Source organism: Neobacillus sp. DY30, assembly GCF_030123065.1.
Classification (GTDB): Bacteria; Bacillota; Bacilli; order Bacillales; family Cytobacillaceae; genus Neobacillus.
The window spans coordinates 4908351-4924093 of sequence record NZ_CP126093.1; the positions used below are offsets into that span (position 1 = coordinate 4908351).

General features: G+C 38.7%; 16 protein-coding genes and 1 riboswitch. Of the genes, 5 read left to right on the forward strand and 11 right to left on the reverse strand.

The window, feature by feature from the left end; genetic code table 11:
- Positions 1 to 114 precede the first annotated feature (114 nt).
- From QNH29_RS24265 to QNH29_RS24285, 5 genes are all read right to left on the reverse strand, one after another.
- A complete protein-coding gene (locus QNH29_RS24265; RefSeq protein ID WP_283861852.1) occupies positions 115 to 1572 on the reverse strand; it encodes an ammonia-forming cytochrome c nitrite reductase subunit c552 in 1458 nt (485 codons plus the stop codon).
- A gap of 2 nt (positions 1573 to 1574) precedes the next feature.
- On the reverse strand, positions 1575 to 2099 hold the full coding sequence (locus QNH29_RS24270; RefSeq protein ID WP_283861853.1) for a cytochrome c3 family protein: 525 nt from the start codon (positions 2097 to 2099) through the stop codon (positions 1575 to 1577).
- 89 nt (positions 2100 to 2188) lie between these two features.
- Complete coding sequence (locus QNH29_RS24275) at positions 2189 to 3019, reverse strand: hypothetical protein (protein WP_283861854.1); 831 nt, start codon at positions 3017 to 3019, stop codon at positions 2189 to 2191.
- Positions 3020 to 3271: 252 nt separating this feature from the next.
- Positions 3272 to 3451 carry a glycogen biosynthesis protein GlgD gene (locus QNH29_RS24280; RefSeq protein WP_283861855.1) on the reverse strand — a complete coding sequence of 60 codons (180 nt, stop codon included), beginning with the start codon at positions 3449 to 3451 and terminating at the stop codon, positions 3272 to 3274.
- Positions 3448 to 3735: a YtzC family protein gene (locus QNH29_RS24285; protein WP_283861856.1), complete on the reverse strand. Its 288-nt coding sequence runs from the start codon at positions 3733 to 3735 to the stop codon at positions 3448 to 3450. The genes QNH29_RS24280 and QNH29_RS24285 overlap by 4 nt, the downstream gene beginning before the upstream one ends.
- A gap of 185 nt (positions 3736 to 3920) precedes the next feature.
- On the opposite strand from QNH29_RS24285, the gene mnmL reads away from it, so the two are divergent.
- Entirely contained in the window at positions 3921 to 4883 is a 963-nt protein-coding gene (gene mnmL, locus QNH29_RS24290) for a tRNA modification radical SAM protein MnmL/YtqA (RefSeq protein ID WP_283861857.1), read from the forward strand.
- 2 nt (positions 4884 to 4885) lie between these two features.
- Complete coding sequence (mnmM, locus tag QNH29_RS24295; protein ID WP_283861858.1) at positions 4886 to 5458, forward strand: tRNA 5-(aminomethyl)-2-thiouridylate-methyltransferase MnmM; 573 nt, start codon at positions 4886 to 4888, stop codon at positions 5456 to 5458.
- Positions 5459 to 5489: 31 nt separating this feature from the next.
- Here mnmM and QNH29_RS24300 read toward each other — a convergent pair whose 3' ends face one another.
- Both QNH29_RS24300 and QNH29_RS24305 read right to left on the reverse strand, forming a co-directional pair.
- Positions 5490 to 6548 (reverse strand): tetraprenyl-beta-curcumene synthase family protein, encoded by a 1059-nt coding sequence (locus tag QNH29_RS24300; protein WP_481858754.1) that lies wholly within the window; start codon positions 6546 to 6548, stop codon positions 5490 to 5492.
- 37 nt (positions 6549 to 6585) lie between these two features.
- Positions 6586 to 7389, reverse strand: coding sequence for an alpha/beta hydrolase (locus tag QNH29_RS24305; protein WP_283861860.1), 804 nt, complete (start codon positions 7387 to 7389; stop codon positions 6586 to 6588).
- Between the two features lie 80 nt (positions 7390 to 7469).
- On the opposite strand from QNH29_RS24305, the gene QNH29_RS24310 reads away from it, so the two are divergent.
- Positions 7470 to 7982, forward strand: a complete 513-nt coding sequence (locus QNH29_RS24310) for a gamma carbonic anhydrase (RefSeq protein ID WP_283861861.1) — start codon at positions 7470 to 7472, stop codon at positions 7980 to 7982.
- 46 nt (positions 7983 to 8028) lie between these two features.
- Here QNH29_RS24310 and asnB read toward each other — a convergent pair whose 3' ends face one another.
- Together asnB and metK are read right to left on the reverse strand one after the other, a co-directional pair.
- Positions 8029 to 9921: an asparagine synthase (glutamine-hydrolyzing) gene (gene asnB / locus QNH29_RS24315; RefSeq protein WP_283861862.1), complete on the reverse strand. Its 1893-nt coding sequence runs from the start codon at positions 9919 to 9921 to the stop codon at positions 8029 to 8031.
- A gap of 195 nt (positions 9922 to 10116) precedes the next feature.
- Positions 10117 to 11319 carry a methionine adenosyltransferase gene (gene metK, locus QNH29_RS24320; protein WP_283861863.1) on the reverse strand — a complete coding sequence of 401 codons (1203 nt, stop codon included), beginning with the start codon at positions 11317 to 11319 and terminating at the stop codon, positions 10117 to 10119.
- A 202-nt stretch (positions 11320 to 11521) separates the two neighbouring features.
- Positions 11522 to 11658: riboswitch (SAM riboswitch) on the reverse strand.
- 217 nt (positions 11659 to 11875) lie between these two features.
- Between metK and pckA the strand changes: the two genes are divergently transcribed.
- Complete coding sequence (gene pckA, locus QNH29_RS24325) at positions 11876 to 13462, forward strand: phosphoenolpyruvate carboxykinase (ATP) (protein WP_283861864.1); 1587 nt, start codon at positions 11876 to 11878, stop codon at positions 13460 to 13462.
- 43 nt (positions 13463 to 13505) lie between these two features.
- Here pckA and QNH29_RS24330 read toward each other — a convergent pair whose 3' ends face one another.
- Positions 13506 to 13748, reverse strand: a complete 243-nt coding sequence (locus tag QNH29_RS24330) for a DUF2584 domain-containing protein (protein WP_283861865.1) — start codon at positions 13746 to 13748, stop codon at positions 13506 to 13508.
- A gap of 41 nt (positions 13749 to 13789) precedes the next feature.
- The gene (locus tag QNH29_RS24335; protein WP_283861866.1) at positions 13790 to 14581 is read right to left on the reverse strand and encodes an alpha/beta hydrolase family protein; all 792 of its coding nucleotides are present in this window, start codon (positions 14579 to 14581) and stop codon (positions 13790 to 13792) included.
- Positions 14582 to 14706: 125 nt separating this feature from the next.
- Between QNH29_RS24335 and QNH29_RS24340 the strand changes: the two genes are divergently transcribed.
- On the forward strand, positions 14707 to 15723 hold the full coding sequence (locus QNH29_RS24340; RefSeq protein WP_283861867.1) for an ABC transporter substrate-binding protein: 1017 nt from the start codon (positions 14707 to 14709) through the stop codon (positions 15721 to 15723).
- Positions 15724 to 15743 lie beyond the last annotated feature (20 nt).

Consider the following 15743-nt stretch of genomic DNA (forward strand, 5'->3'; position numbering starts at 1 on the left):
AAAAGGAAACACCACCTCCATATTGGAAGTGGTGTTTCCTTCAATTTTAGGGACTCTGGTTCATCCAATCTTAATCCTTCTTAGCGGGACGATTAAGAAATTGGTGGTCAGGGTCTATTTTTTTACTGCAGGTACTACAGGCTGCTGTGCAGGGAAGTAGCTGTTTATAGCATGATCTTTTTTCTTCTCGTTCACAGTTTCAGCTTGAACAGCTGCTTTAACTTTTTCAATTTCAGTATTAAGTTCTTCAATACTTACACCTTTTTTCACTAGCTCTTCTGTTGCAAGGCGAATTGCATTGTTTGATTGTACAACTGACTCTCTTAATGAATCCATAGACCCTTGTGGATTATGGAAGCCTGAAGAGTTTTCAGCTGCGATAATATCCCAGAACCACTGCCCCTTACGTACAAATTCTTGAGCCTGTTTAATCTTGTCTTGGCTGACTCCAGAAGTAATCATTTTATTAATGTAATAGTGAGCTGTTGTGGAGATATCCTGTGCTTCATGTAAGGCACTCACGTTTGCATCTTGGATTTCAGTCACACGATCTTTTAATTTGTCTAAATCACGGTCACCATGGCATTGTCCGCATGATGTATCCATTGTTTTCAGCGGTGAAGTCCAGTAATGTGACGTAATTTTCTTCTTACCGTCTACACGCTCAAAAGGCATATGACAGTCTGCACAGGAAACATTTGCTTTTCCATGTGTACCGCCTGCATGGGTTTCAAACTCAGGGTGCTGTGCCTTTAACATTGGCGCACCTGAAATATTGTGGATCCAATCCTTTTCAAACCCATTTTCTTTTGCAATGGTGTCATAATACTTATACATTTCTTCTGGTTTAAAGCCTTCCTTCCATGGGAAGGTTACTTCGCTGTTGCTTGCTGCAAAGTGATATTCTACGTGGCACTGACCGCACACATAGCTGCGCATATCATTTTTTGTTGGATTCGAAGTATCCACTCCTTGAGCTTCTAACGCTTTATAAAAGCTTGGACGAGTTATACGTAAGTCCATTGTTTCGGGATCATGGCAATCTGAACATCCGATTGGCGAATGTCCCATTGCCTCCCCTTTTGGCCAAATCTCTGCATTAAAATTGGCTCCCCAATAATCGTCGCCCATTTCTTCAATCATTTGAGGGACTGCTGTTGATTTACATGTATAACAAGAACCAACTGATTTATCGGTAATCCGTTTAATATTCCTTACATCTTCCAAAGCATATACGTGACCACGGTCCTCATTGTATTCTGTAGCGAATCCATAACCGTTAAATAATACTGGCAGTAACGGTTCTTTATCAGGGTCGTACTTGCTTCTTTTTACGGACCCATTGTATTTTGTGTCTTCCATTTTTTCATTTTTCATGTAGCTATTGTATTGAAGTGGAAATAACTTTTTAAATGCTTCATTACTTATTTCATCCTTAGATAGGCCAGTTGTTCCCTTCGCTTCTTTAGCACTTGCTGTTTTCTCACTTGAAGCCTCATTGCTGCTGCAGCCAGTAATAATAAGAATCAATGCTATCAGAAGGAGGTATGCCCCATAGCGGAACCTATTCATGCTTAAAATCCTCCCTTATTTTTTAATAATTCTCCAGACTTTGGTGCCTGGTCGAAACTATCATCTTTAAAATCGCTTCCATGTGGTACTGTTTGATGACATGACATACAATTCTCCTTCTGGTCATGTGAAACATTGCTGACCGTACTCTTATGACAATCCGCACAGTTTTCATTGATGACTCTTAGTGTGCGAGTTGTGGCATAAATGCGATCAGGTATATCCTCTGTACCTAAGGTGTTGTAATAAATATGTGTCATCCCAGCGCGGCCTTTAAAAAATAACTTCCCTGCCTCACTTTCATGCGGTAAATGACAATCATTACACTGCAAATCTGCATGAGTGGAATCAACAAATGAGGTATAAACTGACTTCATCGTGTGACAGTTTTGACAAAAACCAGGTGAATCAAGGTAAGCCATTGTTTTCACTGTACCAAAGGAAAATAGTACACCGGCGATTAATGCACCTAAAAGTAATACCCTTTTGTCAATAGCCCACAATTTTTTAAAACCTCTCTTTAACATCCTTTCACCTCCCATAATATTAATCTTCTCTCTAATTTATTGAACAAAGTACTATGTACTTTATTGCCAAGAGGAATGGTCTTGCAGAGCTAATTCTTCCTGCGTTTTCTTTTAGACAAATAAGTAAACACACCTGCAGCTAGTACGCCTGCTCCGCTAACCGCTGCAATGGAAAAGATAGCAGGATCTTTTTCATCTTCCACAGTATCAATTGGTGGTTGTCCCTGTGTTTCCATCAACTCAATAGTAGGCCTCGCTTCATTTCGTTCATACGTAAGTGTGAAGCTTTTCTCTTCTCCAGCCTTTATTCCTTGAGAGAAATAGGAATAAATACCTTTTTCATCAGCGTGAGTCTTTTTCTCTTCAGGTGCCGGATTAAGCACTACCTGTTTTGCCTGCAGAGGCTCTATGAAAGAAATATTTAATAAGCATATATCCGTAAAGCTTTTAAATTGGTATGAAAGGCTTTTCTTTTCTTTTTCAATCATTATCGTATCGGTATAAAATTCAACAACGAATTTATAAACATCATTTGGCTGAATCTCTTCGCTTGTTGTCCAGGAAATGGTCCCTTTTTCTTGGTCTATTATGTACTCAATTTCGTAAACCTTTGATAAATCACTTGAATAATCAGCTACATAGCCAATTTGAAAATTCTTTTCTTCCATGGGAAGCGGCAGTTCAATTTGGCCTTTTTGCGGCTGTTCTGAGAGATTCCTCATCGTTCCTTGAAAGCCAATTAATAAGGGGGGATGTTCTTTCTTTTCATCGTTGGGATGGTATGCAAATTCTGGCATTACCTTGATTGAAAGTTCCTCCATTGTCAGGATGTTCTGATTTTCTTCTCCTGCGGTAACTGAGGGGCTTAATAGCAGCAAGCAGCACAGGATTATATTTATGTTAAGCAGTAATTTTTTCATTGTCCTTCCTTCCTTTCAAGTTGTGAATTTTTTGTGAACATATTCACAGAACTCCTCATATTTAAACTCGAAGTCGAAATTTCATACCTTATTTATCCCATGATACCGAAACCCATTCTGTGACCAAAATCACAAAAAGATATTGAGTTATTTCTAATTTGTGAACGGCGATTTTACCTTATTTTCATGGTGTTTTTAGGTTTTTTTCATAAAAAAGACCCTCAACACTTGTTGAAGGTCTGAAGCGAATTATTAGGATGACTGGTCCTTTTCTTGGTGAAATTTTGACTTCACCGGCTGGCCGCCAGATTTTTCATATTTCTCTTTAGATTGTTTAATAAGATCAACATCCTGGCCAAGCTCAAGATCCTGATTGTTATTCCCATTACGGGTTTTTTGTTCAGGGTTTTGTTGTTTTGAACGCTTTTTCAAGAAAGATCTCCTCCTCTAAATGCCTGCCCCTCTAAAATCATATTATTTTGAAGCTGTTGAATTTGAAGTCTCATCCGATGGAGTTGATCCCGCTGCTGTCCATTAGCGCTATGAGCCATCTTGGCAATATCCTGATAGGTTTGTTCAAGTTTCTGTAGTGCCTGCGTATACCCATCATTATTGTACTGCTCTTGAAGGCTGCTTTCTTTAAATTGATCCTGTGCGTAGCGAATAACATCCTCACACTGCTGTATTAAAGCATCCATTGAAGCACGAGTAGCCATCTAAGGACCCCCTTCTTTTTGGTAAAACACTTCCCTCAATGAGTCAAAGTGCTTCATATCTTATTTTGTTCTCTCTTCCTTTTCCTATTACGTGATAATTACTGGTAAACAATACAGTTGGATAAGCATTTATTTTCATGATAAAATTGAGTTTATGCTTAAAAAACTAAAAGGAGGTTTCTGAATTGACTCAGACGAACCCTTTTCCATATGCTTCTGACGATAAACGTTATCATACTTGGAATTATCACTTACGCCAGCAATTTGGCCATAAAGTTTTTAAAGTTGCTTTAGACGGCGGTTTTGACTGCCCAAATCGTGACGGTACGGTTGCTCACGGCGGCTGTACGTTTTGCAGTGCCGCGGGGTCAGGCGATTTTGCAGGTGACCGAGCAGATGATTTAGAGAAACAATTCCTTGAAATTAAGGAAAAAATGCATACAAAATGGAAAGATGGCAAATATATGGCCTACTTTCAAGCCTATACAAATACGCATGCACCTGTTGAGGTTCTCCGTGAAAAATTCGAAAAGGTGCTAAATCAAGAGGGGGTAGTTGGCTTATCAATTGCCACTCGCCCAGACTGTCTTCCAGATGATGTGGTTGAATATCTAGCCGAATTAAATCAAAGAACGTATTTATGGGTTGAGCTTGGCTTGCAAACCGTCCATGAACGAACTGCATTATTAATTAATCGTGCCCATGATTTTCAATGTTACGTTGAAGGTGTAAACAAGCTCAGGAAACATGGCATTCGAATCTGTTCTCACATTATCAACGGTTTACCGCTTGAATCATATGAAATGATGATGGAAACCGCAAGAGAAGTCGCTAAACTTGACGTTCAAGGAATAAAAATTCATTTGCTTCACTTACTTAAGGGTACTCCAATGGTGAAACAGTATGAAAAAGGCATGCTTGAATTTCTAACTCAAGAGGATTATGTAAATTTAGTATGTGACCAATTAGAAATTTTACCGCCGGAAATGATTGTTCATCGTATTACTGGGGACGGACCAATTGATTTAATGGTAGGACCTATGTGGAGTGTGAACAAGTGGGAAGTACTAAATTCCATTGATGCAGAGCTAAAAAGAAGAGACAGCTATCAAGGTAAACTTTATCAAAAAAGTACAGTGAGGAACTAACGGTGAAGCTGGATCGAATACTTCCTTATGCAAAGAAATTACTTGAAAAGAATGTTACAAATGGTGATGTCGTTGTTGACGCAACACTAGGTAACGGCCACGATACTCTTTTTTTGGCGCAGCTTGTAGGTGAAAATGGCACTGTGTATGGATTTGATGTACAAGAGGATGCCATTCGAACAAGTACAGAAAAATTGAACCAACATAATTTGGCTGATCGCGTAACCGTCTTTCATAAAGGTCACGAACAGCTTTCCAAATTAATACCTGCAGAACATCATGGTAAGGTAAAAGCGGCAATTTTTAACTTAGGTTATTTGCCTGGCAGTGACAAGTCAGTTGTAACAAAACCTGAAACCACCATATCAGCAATCGAACAGTTACTTGAGATAATGCTTCCTGAAGGATTAATCATTCTTGTGATTTACCATGGCCATGCTGAAGGTGCAGTTGAGCGGGATGCGCTATTGACGTATTGTCAGGATATTGACCAGAAGAAGGCTCATGTCCTTCAGTATCGATTTATCAACCAACAAAATAATCCCCCTTTTGTCGTTGCAATTGAGAAAAGATAAACCAGGCTGATTTGGCCTGGTTTTCTTCATTTTACAAAGGTCTTGTAAATAATGAGGGAATCCATTTCTGAAAGGAACGATACGCTAGTCCATTGATATAGAAGAAATAGCTAATAATCCCTCCAGTCTTAATAATTCCCTTTGCTAATTTCCGGATATTTTTCTGTTTACGAACCTTCCCATCCGATAAATAAATTCCTAACAGGCCTCTATTAATAAGCTGGTGAAACTTCTTATGTGGCAGAAATTCTGTATGTTTGTCTGCCTCCGTAACAAAGTGCTTTAAACGTTTGAAAAGTGTTTCTGGATTTTCGTAATAGAAACAGAAATTTAAGTCGCCGCCTTCTCGATCTTCTTCTTGGTCGATAAAATAATCTAATAATATATGGAGTCCCTGTATGTAAGGAAAATAACCTTTACGAATATTCTCAGCATCCACTGCGGAAAAATCCTCTCTCATCGCATACGAGATAAGACAGAATATCCCCAAAGTAGAACCAGAGCAAGCAGAAAACTCATACCATTCCATATCTGGCAGATTACTTTGATGATCTTTAAACCATTTTTCAAGTCGGGGTACCCGTTCCTCATGAATAACATGCTTATGTATTTGTAAGTTGCAGTAATATTCACAGAGCTCCAACAAGTAATCCTTTATTATTGGATAATGCTCCACTTCTTCTAAAATTGATCTGCATGTTTGAGCTAAATCATTTAAATAGCCGCCATCGTTCTGATCCTCACGAAACCGGTAGTAATTTCTAGGCTTACTTCCTATTGTCAGGGCATCGCGCATGGATTCGTGAAGCGCTGCAAAATCCTTCGGATCGAGCGAGGTACTCCGATCGCAAAGATTATCCAAGTAATCACTAATGGTTTGATAGGCTACGATAAACTTTACTGCTTTTCTATACTCACCATTCGCAGAAAGTGCAAGAATACCCCCGCCTTCACAGTGAAACGTTTTATGTTCAATACTAGCCAGAGCTTGTGTTCTAAGCTCCTTGTTAGGGATACTTTCTGCTCGGGACCTCCAAAAACTCAGTTCTCGATGGACAGCTGGAATAATGCGGCGGTATACTTTCGACATGAGTCTGATTGGCATCATGGAGTAAATCTTCCCTTTCTTAAACAATGTAACCTATTGCTTTTAATTGACTGCTGACAAAATCTTTCGCGTACTCAAATATATCTTCTCGTTCAGGTTCATTAAAAATTTCATGATAAAGCTTTGGCCATTCCTTATATCTCTTTTCCGATAGAGGCGCATGGTTAAACCATTCCTTAACGGGAATCTTATTAACAATCTTATCATCTCCTGCTTGCATAACAAGCATTGGGACATCCCTTGTGCCCTCAATTGACAGGAAAGCCTCTTTCATAGACTCAACTAACTCACGGTACCACCTAACAGAGACTTTTGTGATATAGAGGCTGTCATCTTTATCCGCCTCAAGGACATCTTGGTTTCTAGTAGCCATATCAACGGTTATACCTGAATTCATTTTAAATGAAGGGTAAACCACATTGATTGCGTATGACAGGATATCTAAAATTTTGGGAGGAGTATGAACTAACCCTAAGCATGGTGATGAGAGAATAACCCCTGCCAAGTCAAAATTTTCTTCCTGCAGTAAACGAATCGCAATTAAGCCCCCCATACTATGCCCGAATAAAAATACAGGCAATTCATAACGATAAGCTGCTTTAATCCATTCTTTGACTTCACTTATGTACTCTTCAAATGAATCTATATGGCCTCTTCGGGATCTAGTTGTCATGCCTTGTCCAGGAAGATCACCCATAATGACATGAAAACCAGACATGCGCCACATTTCAATGAGCCAGCCATATCGCCGGTGATGTTCCATTGCACCATGAACCATCACGATTACAGCCTTCACTTCCCCTTCTGCTTCCCACTTCCACATAGTTTTTCCTCCTAGAAAAAATTACTATTTAGTATTATATTAGAATGAATATGTATTTCAGTCAAAAAGGAGCGACCGAAATGATTTATCCATACAAAGGCAAATACCCTAAAATAGCAGACTCAGTATTCCTCGCCGATTTTACCACCATTACAGGTGATGTTGAAATTGGTGAAGAATCAAGCGTTTGGTATAACTCTGTCATTAGAGGAGATGTGGCACCTACAGTCATCGGGAAAAAAGTGAATATCCAAGATAACTCTGTTTTGCACCAAAGCCCCAATAACCCATTGATTATAGAGGATGAAGTAACTATTGGCCACCAGGTGATTCTCCACAGCTGTATTATTCGAAAAAAGGCATTGATTGGCATGGGGTCGATTATTCTAGACCAAGCAGAAATTGGAGAAGGCGCATTTATCGGCGCTGGCAGTCTTGTACCGCAAGGCAAAAAAATCCCTCCTAATACATTAGCATTTGGCAGACCCGCTAAAGTTATTAGAGAATTAAATGAACATGACAAAAAAGAAATGCATCGGATTTATACAGAATATGCGGAGAAAGCTCAGTATTATAAGTCACTTCAAAAATAAATGATAATAAAAATGCACCCATATATCACTATGAGTGCATTTTTCTTTAATTTTTCATTGTTAATAGTTCTTTTTGTCCAGAAAAGGAGTACTTGCCTTCTACATAAACCTGGTGCCACACCATAAAGATTAAGACAGTCCATATTTTACGGCTGTTGTCTGCCTTCCCTTGACAGTGGTCTTCAAGAAGATTTAATACGTAAGATTTATTTAGTAAATGATCCGTGTTGCTTTCTCTAATAATCGTTTTTGCCCAATCATTCATTTCATTCTTGAGCCAATGGCGAATAGGTACTGGGAAACCAAGTTTCTTACGATTTAATACATGCTCAGGAACAATTCCTTCAGCTGCTTTTCGTAAAATATACTTCGTTGTACCGTTAGCTGTTTTCAAGCTAGTTGGAATTTTCGATGCTGTTTCAAAAACCACTTTATCCAAAAATGGAACTCGAAGCTCTAATGAATGAGCCATCGTCATTTTATCCGCTTTTAATAAAATATCGCCGCGCATCCATGTATGAATATCAATAAATTGCATACGATCAACTGGATCATATCCTTTTGATTCAGCGTAAAGTGGTTTTGTGATATCGGTGTAATCTAAACCTTCACGGTAGACCGATAGCAACTCTCTTTTTTCTGCCTCGGTGAACATTTTTGCATTACCAATATAACGTTCTTCCATAGGCGTGACTCCACGTTCAATAAAACTCTTCCCTTTCATTCCTTCAGGCATCATGTTTGCAATGCCTTTTAGCAATACTTTTCCTACTCTTGGGATTTTATTAAACACTTCGAGATCCTGTGGTTCACGATAAATATTGTAGCCGCCAAACAATTCATCCGCACCTTCACCAGAAAGAACAACCGTAACATGCTTTCTTGCTTCACGGGCTACAAAGTACAATGGAATCGCAGCTGGGTCTGCAAGGGGATCATCCATGTGCCAAATAATTTTTGGCAGTTCATTCATGTATTCCTGCGGTGTAATCACATAACTGATATTTTCTACCCCAAGTTTGTCAGCCGTTTCTTTTGCAACATCGATTTCACTAAAACCATTTTGTTCGAAACCTACTGAAAACGTCTTAATAGCTGGGTGAAATTGTTTAGCAATCGAAGCTATAATGGAAGAATCGATTCCACCTGAAAGGAATGACCCAACAGGAACGTCACTTCTCATATGCATCTTAACCGAATCAATTAACACATCTTGAATTTCTTTAATAAACGCTGATTCCGATTTCTGAACCGGGTTAAAACTAGCTTTCCAATATCTCTTGATTTCCATTGGAGAGCCGATCTTTTTTGTAAAATAATGCCCTGGCTCTAACTTATGGATGCCTTTTGACATCGTATTTGGTTCTGGAACAAATTGATATGTTAAATAGTGCTGCAGGGAATCATAATCTAAAACATCGTTCTCTAATGCGAGGAGAATACTTTTCTTCTCAGATGCAAAAAATGTTCTTTCCCCATCCTCAAAATAAAAGTACGGTTTAATCCCGAAAGGGTCTCTTGCACCAAAAACAGTTTGTTCTTGTTTATCCCAAATTGTAAAGGCAAACATTCCGCGCAGTTTTTCAACCGCTTTTTCTTTCAGATGGCTATATAAAGCAATAATAACTTCTGTATCAGAGTTTGTTGCAAACTGTAAACCATCCTTGAGCAATTCTTCACGAAGTTCCAGGTAGTTATAAACCTCACCATTAAAAATAATCCAATAGCGCTCATTTTCATATGTTAATGGCTGATGCCCGCATTCAATATCAATAATACTTAAACGGCGAAAGCCAAATTGAATATGCTCATCATAATAAAAGCCATCATCATCAGGTCCGCGATGGGTTATTATATCGTTCATATTTTTGAATTGTTGTTTTTGTTCATCACGATAATGTTGTTCTTTGTCGTGTACACAACCAATAAAACCACACATTATGTACCTCACCTACTCCAATCTAATATCCAAACTAAAAAACATACTCTCTTATCCTACCACTATTCATATAAAAATGTCAGTGTTAAAGGTAGGAAAATTCCGGTACAAATAGTTTTCACCTAAACCTATTGCCCTAAACTTAGACGAGGAAAGGAAAAAGAGAGTTACATCTTAAATGCAACTCCCTTTAGATTATTTACTATTTGCTTGTTGACGTAATGCGTCAGCTTTATCTGTACGCTCCCAAGGAAGGTCAAGATCTGTACGTCCAAAATGACCGTATGCTGCGGTCTGTTTATAAATAGGGCGACGAAGATTAAGCATGTTAATGATACCTGCCGGCCTGAGATCAAAGTTGGCTCCTACAAGATCAACTAATATATTTTCACTTACTTTGCCAGTACCGAACGTATCAACAGAGATAGAAACCGGTTTTGCTACTCCGATTGCGTATGCCAGCTGAACTTCAACCTTATCAGCAAGTCCTGCTGCAACAATATTCTTCGCAACATAACGAGCAGCATATGCTGCAGAACGGTCTACCTTTGTTGGATCTTTACCAGAGAATGCTCCACCGCCATGACGTGCGTAACCGCCATATGTATCCACAATGATCTTACGGCCTGTTAAACCAGCATCTCCTTGAGGTCCACCGATAACGAAGCGGCCAGTTGGATTAATGAAATACTTGGTATTTTCATCAATTAGTTCTTTTGGAACAACTGGATTAATGACATACTCTTTTACATTACGCTGGATTTGCTCTAACGTAATTTCAGGATGGTGCTGAGTTGAAATAACAATCGTATCGATACGGACAGGTTTATCATTCTCATCGTATTCTACTGTTACTTGTGTCTTTCCATCCGGACGCAGATAAGGAAGGATTTCCTCTTTACGAACCTCTGTCAAACGACGTGCCAGCTTGTGTGCTAAGGAAATGGGAAGAGGCATTAGTTCTTTTGTTTCATTACATGCAAAACCAAACATTAAACCTTGGTCTCCTGCACCAATTGCCTCAATTTGTTCATCAGTCATTTGTCCTTCACGGGCCTCGAGTGCTTGGTCAACACCCATTGCAATGTCAGGAGATTGTTCATCAATTGAAGTTAATACTGCACAAGTTTCCGAGTCAAAGCCATACTTGGCACGATTGTACCCAATGCCTTTGATGGTTTCACGAACAATTTTTGGAATATCAACGTAAGTAGATGTAGTGATTTCACCTGCCACCAAGACTAATCCAGTAGTAACGGATGTTTCAGCAGCAACCCGAGCATTTGCATCCTTTGCTAAAATCGCATCTAAAATCGAATCAGATATTTGGTCACAGATTTTATCTGGATGACCTTCCGTAACTGACTCAGAAGTAAACAAACGGCGTTTTGTTGACATCTGATTTCCTCCTATATTATGAGATAAATCAAGGTTCATATGAAGGTTACAGGAATACTTCTAGAACCACTGAAATTGATACGGTACTCATTCCCTTAGTATGAAATAAACAAAGGATTTTTATTAACAACTCTTATGATAAAAGGTCTTATACAAAATAAAAAACCTTACCACATGAGGAAAGGTTGTTCCGGTCCTTTCACTCTTATCGTTCAAGGTCAAAGCCTTGCGTCAGATTAGCACCTTCGCATTTGAGAAAATGACACTATGTATCAACTTCTCATGAAGCAGGTTGCTGGGTTTCATAGGGCCTGTCCCTCCACCAGCTCAGGATAAGAGAGTATCCGTTCAAAATAGTATCTTACTTGAACCTGTCGAACGTTGTCAACGAATTTGCTAGCAAATTAAGGATATTTTTAATAAATCTTTCCAATTGAAATTTATACTGTATAATACAACCCAAATTCACTAATTAGTATAGACTATTAATTTTAATGTGTTATACTTTTTATGAATATATCGAATATTAAAAACTTGAAAAGGAAGGTTCGTTCTGATGAATTCAGTACATGTCCCAAATGATTTAAACCAATTGCTGGAAGAAAGTCATGTGCATATTCAAATGTCTGTTCCTCAATTAGTGGAAAAAATCCTATCTAGGAATGAAGGAAAACTAACCTCAACTGGGGCGATTAGTGTTTCCACAGGTAAATATACTGGAAGATCTCCTAAAGACAAATTTATTGTCATGGAAGAATCCATAAAGGAAAAAATTGATTGGGGGAATTTAAACCAGCCAATTTCGGAAGAAGTTTTTAATAACCTCTATCATAAAGTTGTAGAATACTTAAAAGAAAAAAATGAAATCTTCGTGTTTAAAGGATTTGCAGGGGCAGATAAAAAGACCCAGCTGCCGATTCAAATTGTAAATGAATATGCTTGGCACAATTTATTCGCCCATCAATTGTTTATTCGTCCTAGTGCAGAAGAACTGCTCACACATAAACCAGGTTTTACGGTGATTTCCGCTCCTAACTTTAAAGCAAATCCTGTTATAGACGGAACAAATTCTGAAACCTTTATTATCATTTCTTTCGAAAAACGGACCATATTAATCGGCGGAACAGAATACGCCGGTGAAATGAAAAAATCTATCTTTTCAATTATGAACTACCTATTACCTGAGAATAATATTTTCTCCATGCATTGCTCTGCTAATATTGGTGTTGAAGGTGATGTTGCTTTGTTCTTCGGACTTTCTGGGACGGGTAAAACCACTTTATCAGCAGACCCAAATCGCCGCTTAATTGGTGATGATGAACATGGCTGGTCATCAAGTGGCGTGTTTAATATAGAAGGTGGCTGCTATGCAAAAACCATTAATCTTTCAAGGGAAAAAGAACCACAAATTTTTGACGCTATCCATTTCGGTTCTGTATTAGAAAATGTTGTGCTCAATCCTGATACAAGAATTGCAGATTATGATGACGCGACACTTACTGAGAATACACGGGCTGCTTATCCGATGCACGCCATTGAAAATACCGTTGAGCCGAGTATTGCGGGCCACCCGAATACAATTGTCTTCTTAACAGCAGATGCATTTGGAGTATTGCCTCCAATCTCGAAGTTAACAAAGGAGCAGGCAATGTATCATTTCTTGAGTGGTTATACATCCAAGCTAGCGGGAACAGAGCGTGGTGTTACTTCTCCAGAAGCAACCTTTTCTACCTGCTTTGGTGCACCATTCCTGCCTTTACCTGCAACTCGTTATGCAGAAATGCTAGGGGAGAAAATTCTTGAGCATAATGCAAATGTCTTTCTAGTAAATACCGGCTGGACAGGTGGAGAATACGGAGTAGGCAGCCGTATGAAGTTATCCTATACAAGAGCTATGATTCAGGCGGCACTTGAAGGGGAACTAAACCATGTTGAAACCGTAAAAGATGAAATTTTCGGACTAAACATTCCTCTTCACATTGCAGGAGTTCCTGATGAGGTACTTCAACCAAACAAAACTTGGACAGATCCACAAGCGTATGAATTGAAAGCAAAAGAATTAGCTGGGAAATTCCGTGAAAACTTCAAGAAATTCACTAAATTAGATCCAGAAATTGAAGAAAAAGGCGGACCCGTTGCCTAAATAAAGAAAGCCCTTATCGCTGTTGTGGATAAGGGCTTTTTTACTAATTTGTAGAATTTAGTGAAATTAATTGATAAGTTAACAATGTACGGTTTTCTTTCCATTCTACTTTTTTGATGACAGCTGTTCCGTTCGTATCACTTTCAATCGTTTTTCTCACGTCAATGGGAATATCAATCGGATAAAGTCGATAGCCTTCCTTTTCTAATATAAAACTATTCTCCTCGATTCTTATTTCTCTGCCTTTTGTTACAATCATCGTATTTAACTCAAGAGGCATACCCATATGTACCCAACTCCTCTGTAATTGGACTTACTGTTATTTTATCATTTTTCGATTTGAGATTTCATCCACTTCGTTAAATCTTTCACGATTTTTCTGTTTACTACAGGAGGAAAGTAGTGGGTAAAATCATCAAAATACCAGCACTCCACCTTCTTATTTAACATCTTAAGTCTTCTTTCTAGCCTGTGGGCATGCTCCACCGATACGTTATGGTCATTTACTCCATGAATGATTAATACAGGAGCTAATAGTTTTTCGAGTTCGTTAAGCGGTGTTCGCTCTTCATATCTTTCAGGATATTTTCCTGGTGTACCGCCAATCACTCTTTTCATCATTTTCCGCAAATCTTTTCTTTCTTCATAGGTTAAAGTCATATCACTAACCCCGCCCCAAGTAACAATTGAAGCTGTCTCCTGGAATTGAAGTGCGGTCATTAATGCCATTACACCCCCACGCGAAAAACCAAAAACATGAATATTCCCTACATTAGGAATGGACTTTAAAAGCTCATAGCCTGAAAAAGCATCCTCCCTGTCTTGTCCAGCAAAATCCTCATTTCCCTCTCCCCCTTGATTTCCTCGGTAGTAGGGAGCAAATACGATGAATCCTTCGGAAGCAAATTGAGCAATCCTTGCCGGTCTTACCTTTCCGACATTTTTTATACCGCCTCGCAAATATAAAAACCCATCATAGTTTCCTTTTACTTTTGGTTCTGCCAGTAATCCTTTCACTCTTAATCCATCAGAAAAATAGGTAATCTCCCTCAGATCCACATTAGGATTGGGTGAAGGAAAACGGTAAACCTCGATGATTTTTCCATTTTGTTTGTTCACTGCATTTCACCTTTCCATTAATCCGTAAAAATTTATGTAAGTAGGCATTCACACATTTATTTCTGTTTCATACGATATGTTAGGTCAAAAAGCCCAGTTTTTCATTGTAATAAGGAGGTTTTGGTATGAAAAAATGGTTAAAAATTAGTTTTTCTTCACTTCTCATATTCATACTTATGCTCACAATCGCTGCTTGTAACAATACCAACAAGACGGATACAGAGAAAGTAGAAAAGGTTCGATTGGTAGAAGTTACTCGCTCTATCTTCTATGCACCTGAATATGTGGCAATAGCAAAAGGATTTTTTGAAGAAGAGGGCTTAGAAGTTCAACTGTCTACAGCCTTTGGCGGCGATAAAACCATGACAACGCTGTTATCAAATGGTGCAGATATCGCATTGGTAGGCTCTGAGACTTCGATTTATGTTTACGCTCAAGGTTCCAATGATCCGGTTATTAATTTTGCTCAACTCACACAAACCGATGGCACCTTCCTTGTCTCCAGAGAAAAAATTGATGATTTCTCATGGGATTTATTAAAAGGTTCAACATTCTTAGGTCAACGTACTGGCGGAATGCCGCAAATGGTTGGGGAGTTCGTTCTCAAGAAACATGGCATCGATCCACATCAAGATTTAAATCTCATCCAAAACATTGATTTTGCAAATATTCCAAGCGCCTTTGCTTCTGGAACAGGCGATTTTGTTCAATTATTCGAACCACAGGCAAGCATTTTTGAACAAGAGGGAAAAGGACATATTATTGCTTCTTTTGGAACAGAATCTGGCCATGTTCCATATACAACCTTCATGGCAAAGGACAGTTACATGAAAGAGAACAAGGATATTGTAGAAAAATTCACGAGAGCCGTTTACAAGGCACAGCAATGGGTAGAAACACATAGCTCTGACGAAATCGCTGAAGCTATTCAATCCTATTTTCCTGATACAGACGTCAAACTTATAAGCACAGTAGTAGACCGTTATAAAGAGCAAGGATCATTTGCAACCGATCCAATCCTTGATGTGGAAGAGTGGAACAATCTCCAGAACATCATGGACGAAGCAGGTGAGCTTCCAAAAGAAGTTGATCATTCTACACTAGTAAATACAGAAATAGCTGAAAAAGCGAAAGAAGAATAAAAAATATGGGAGGCCGTCCA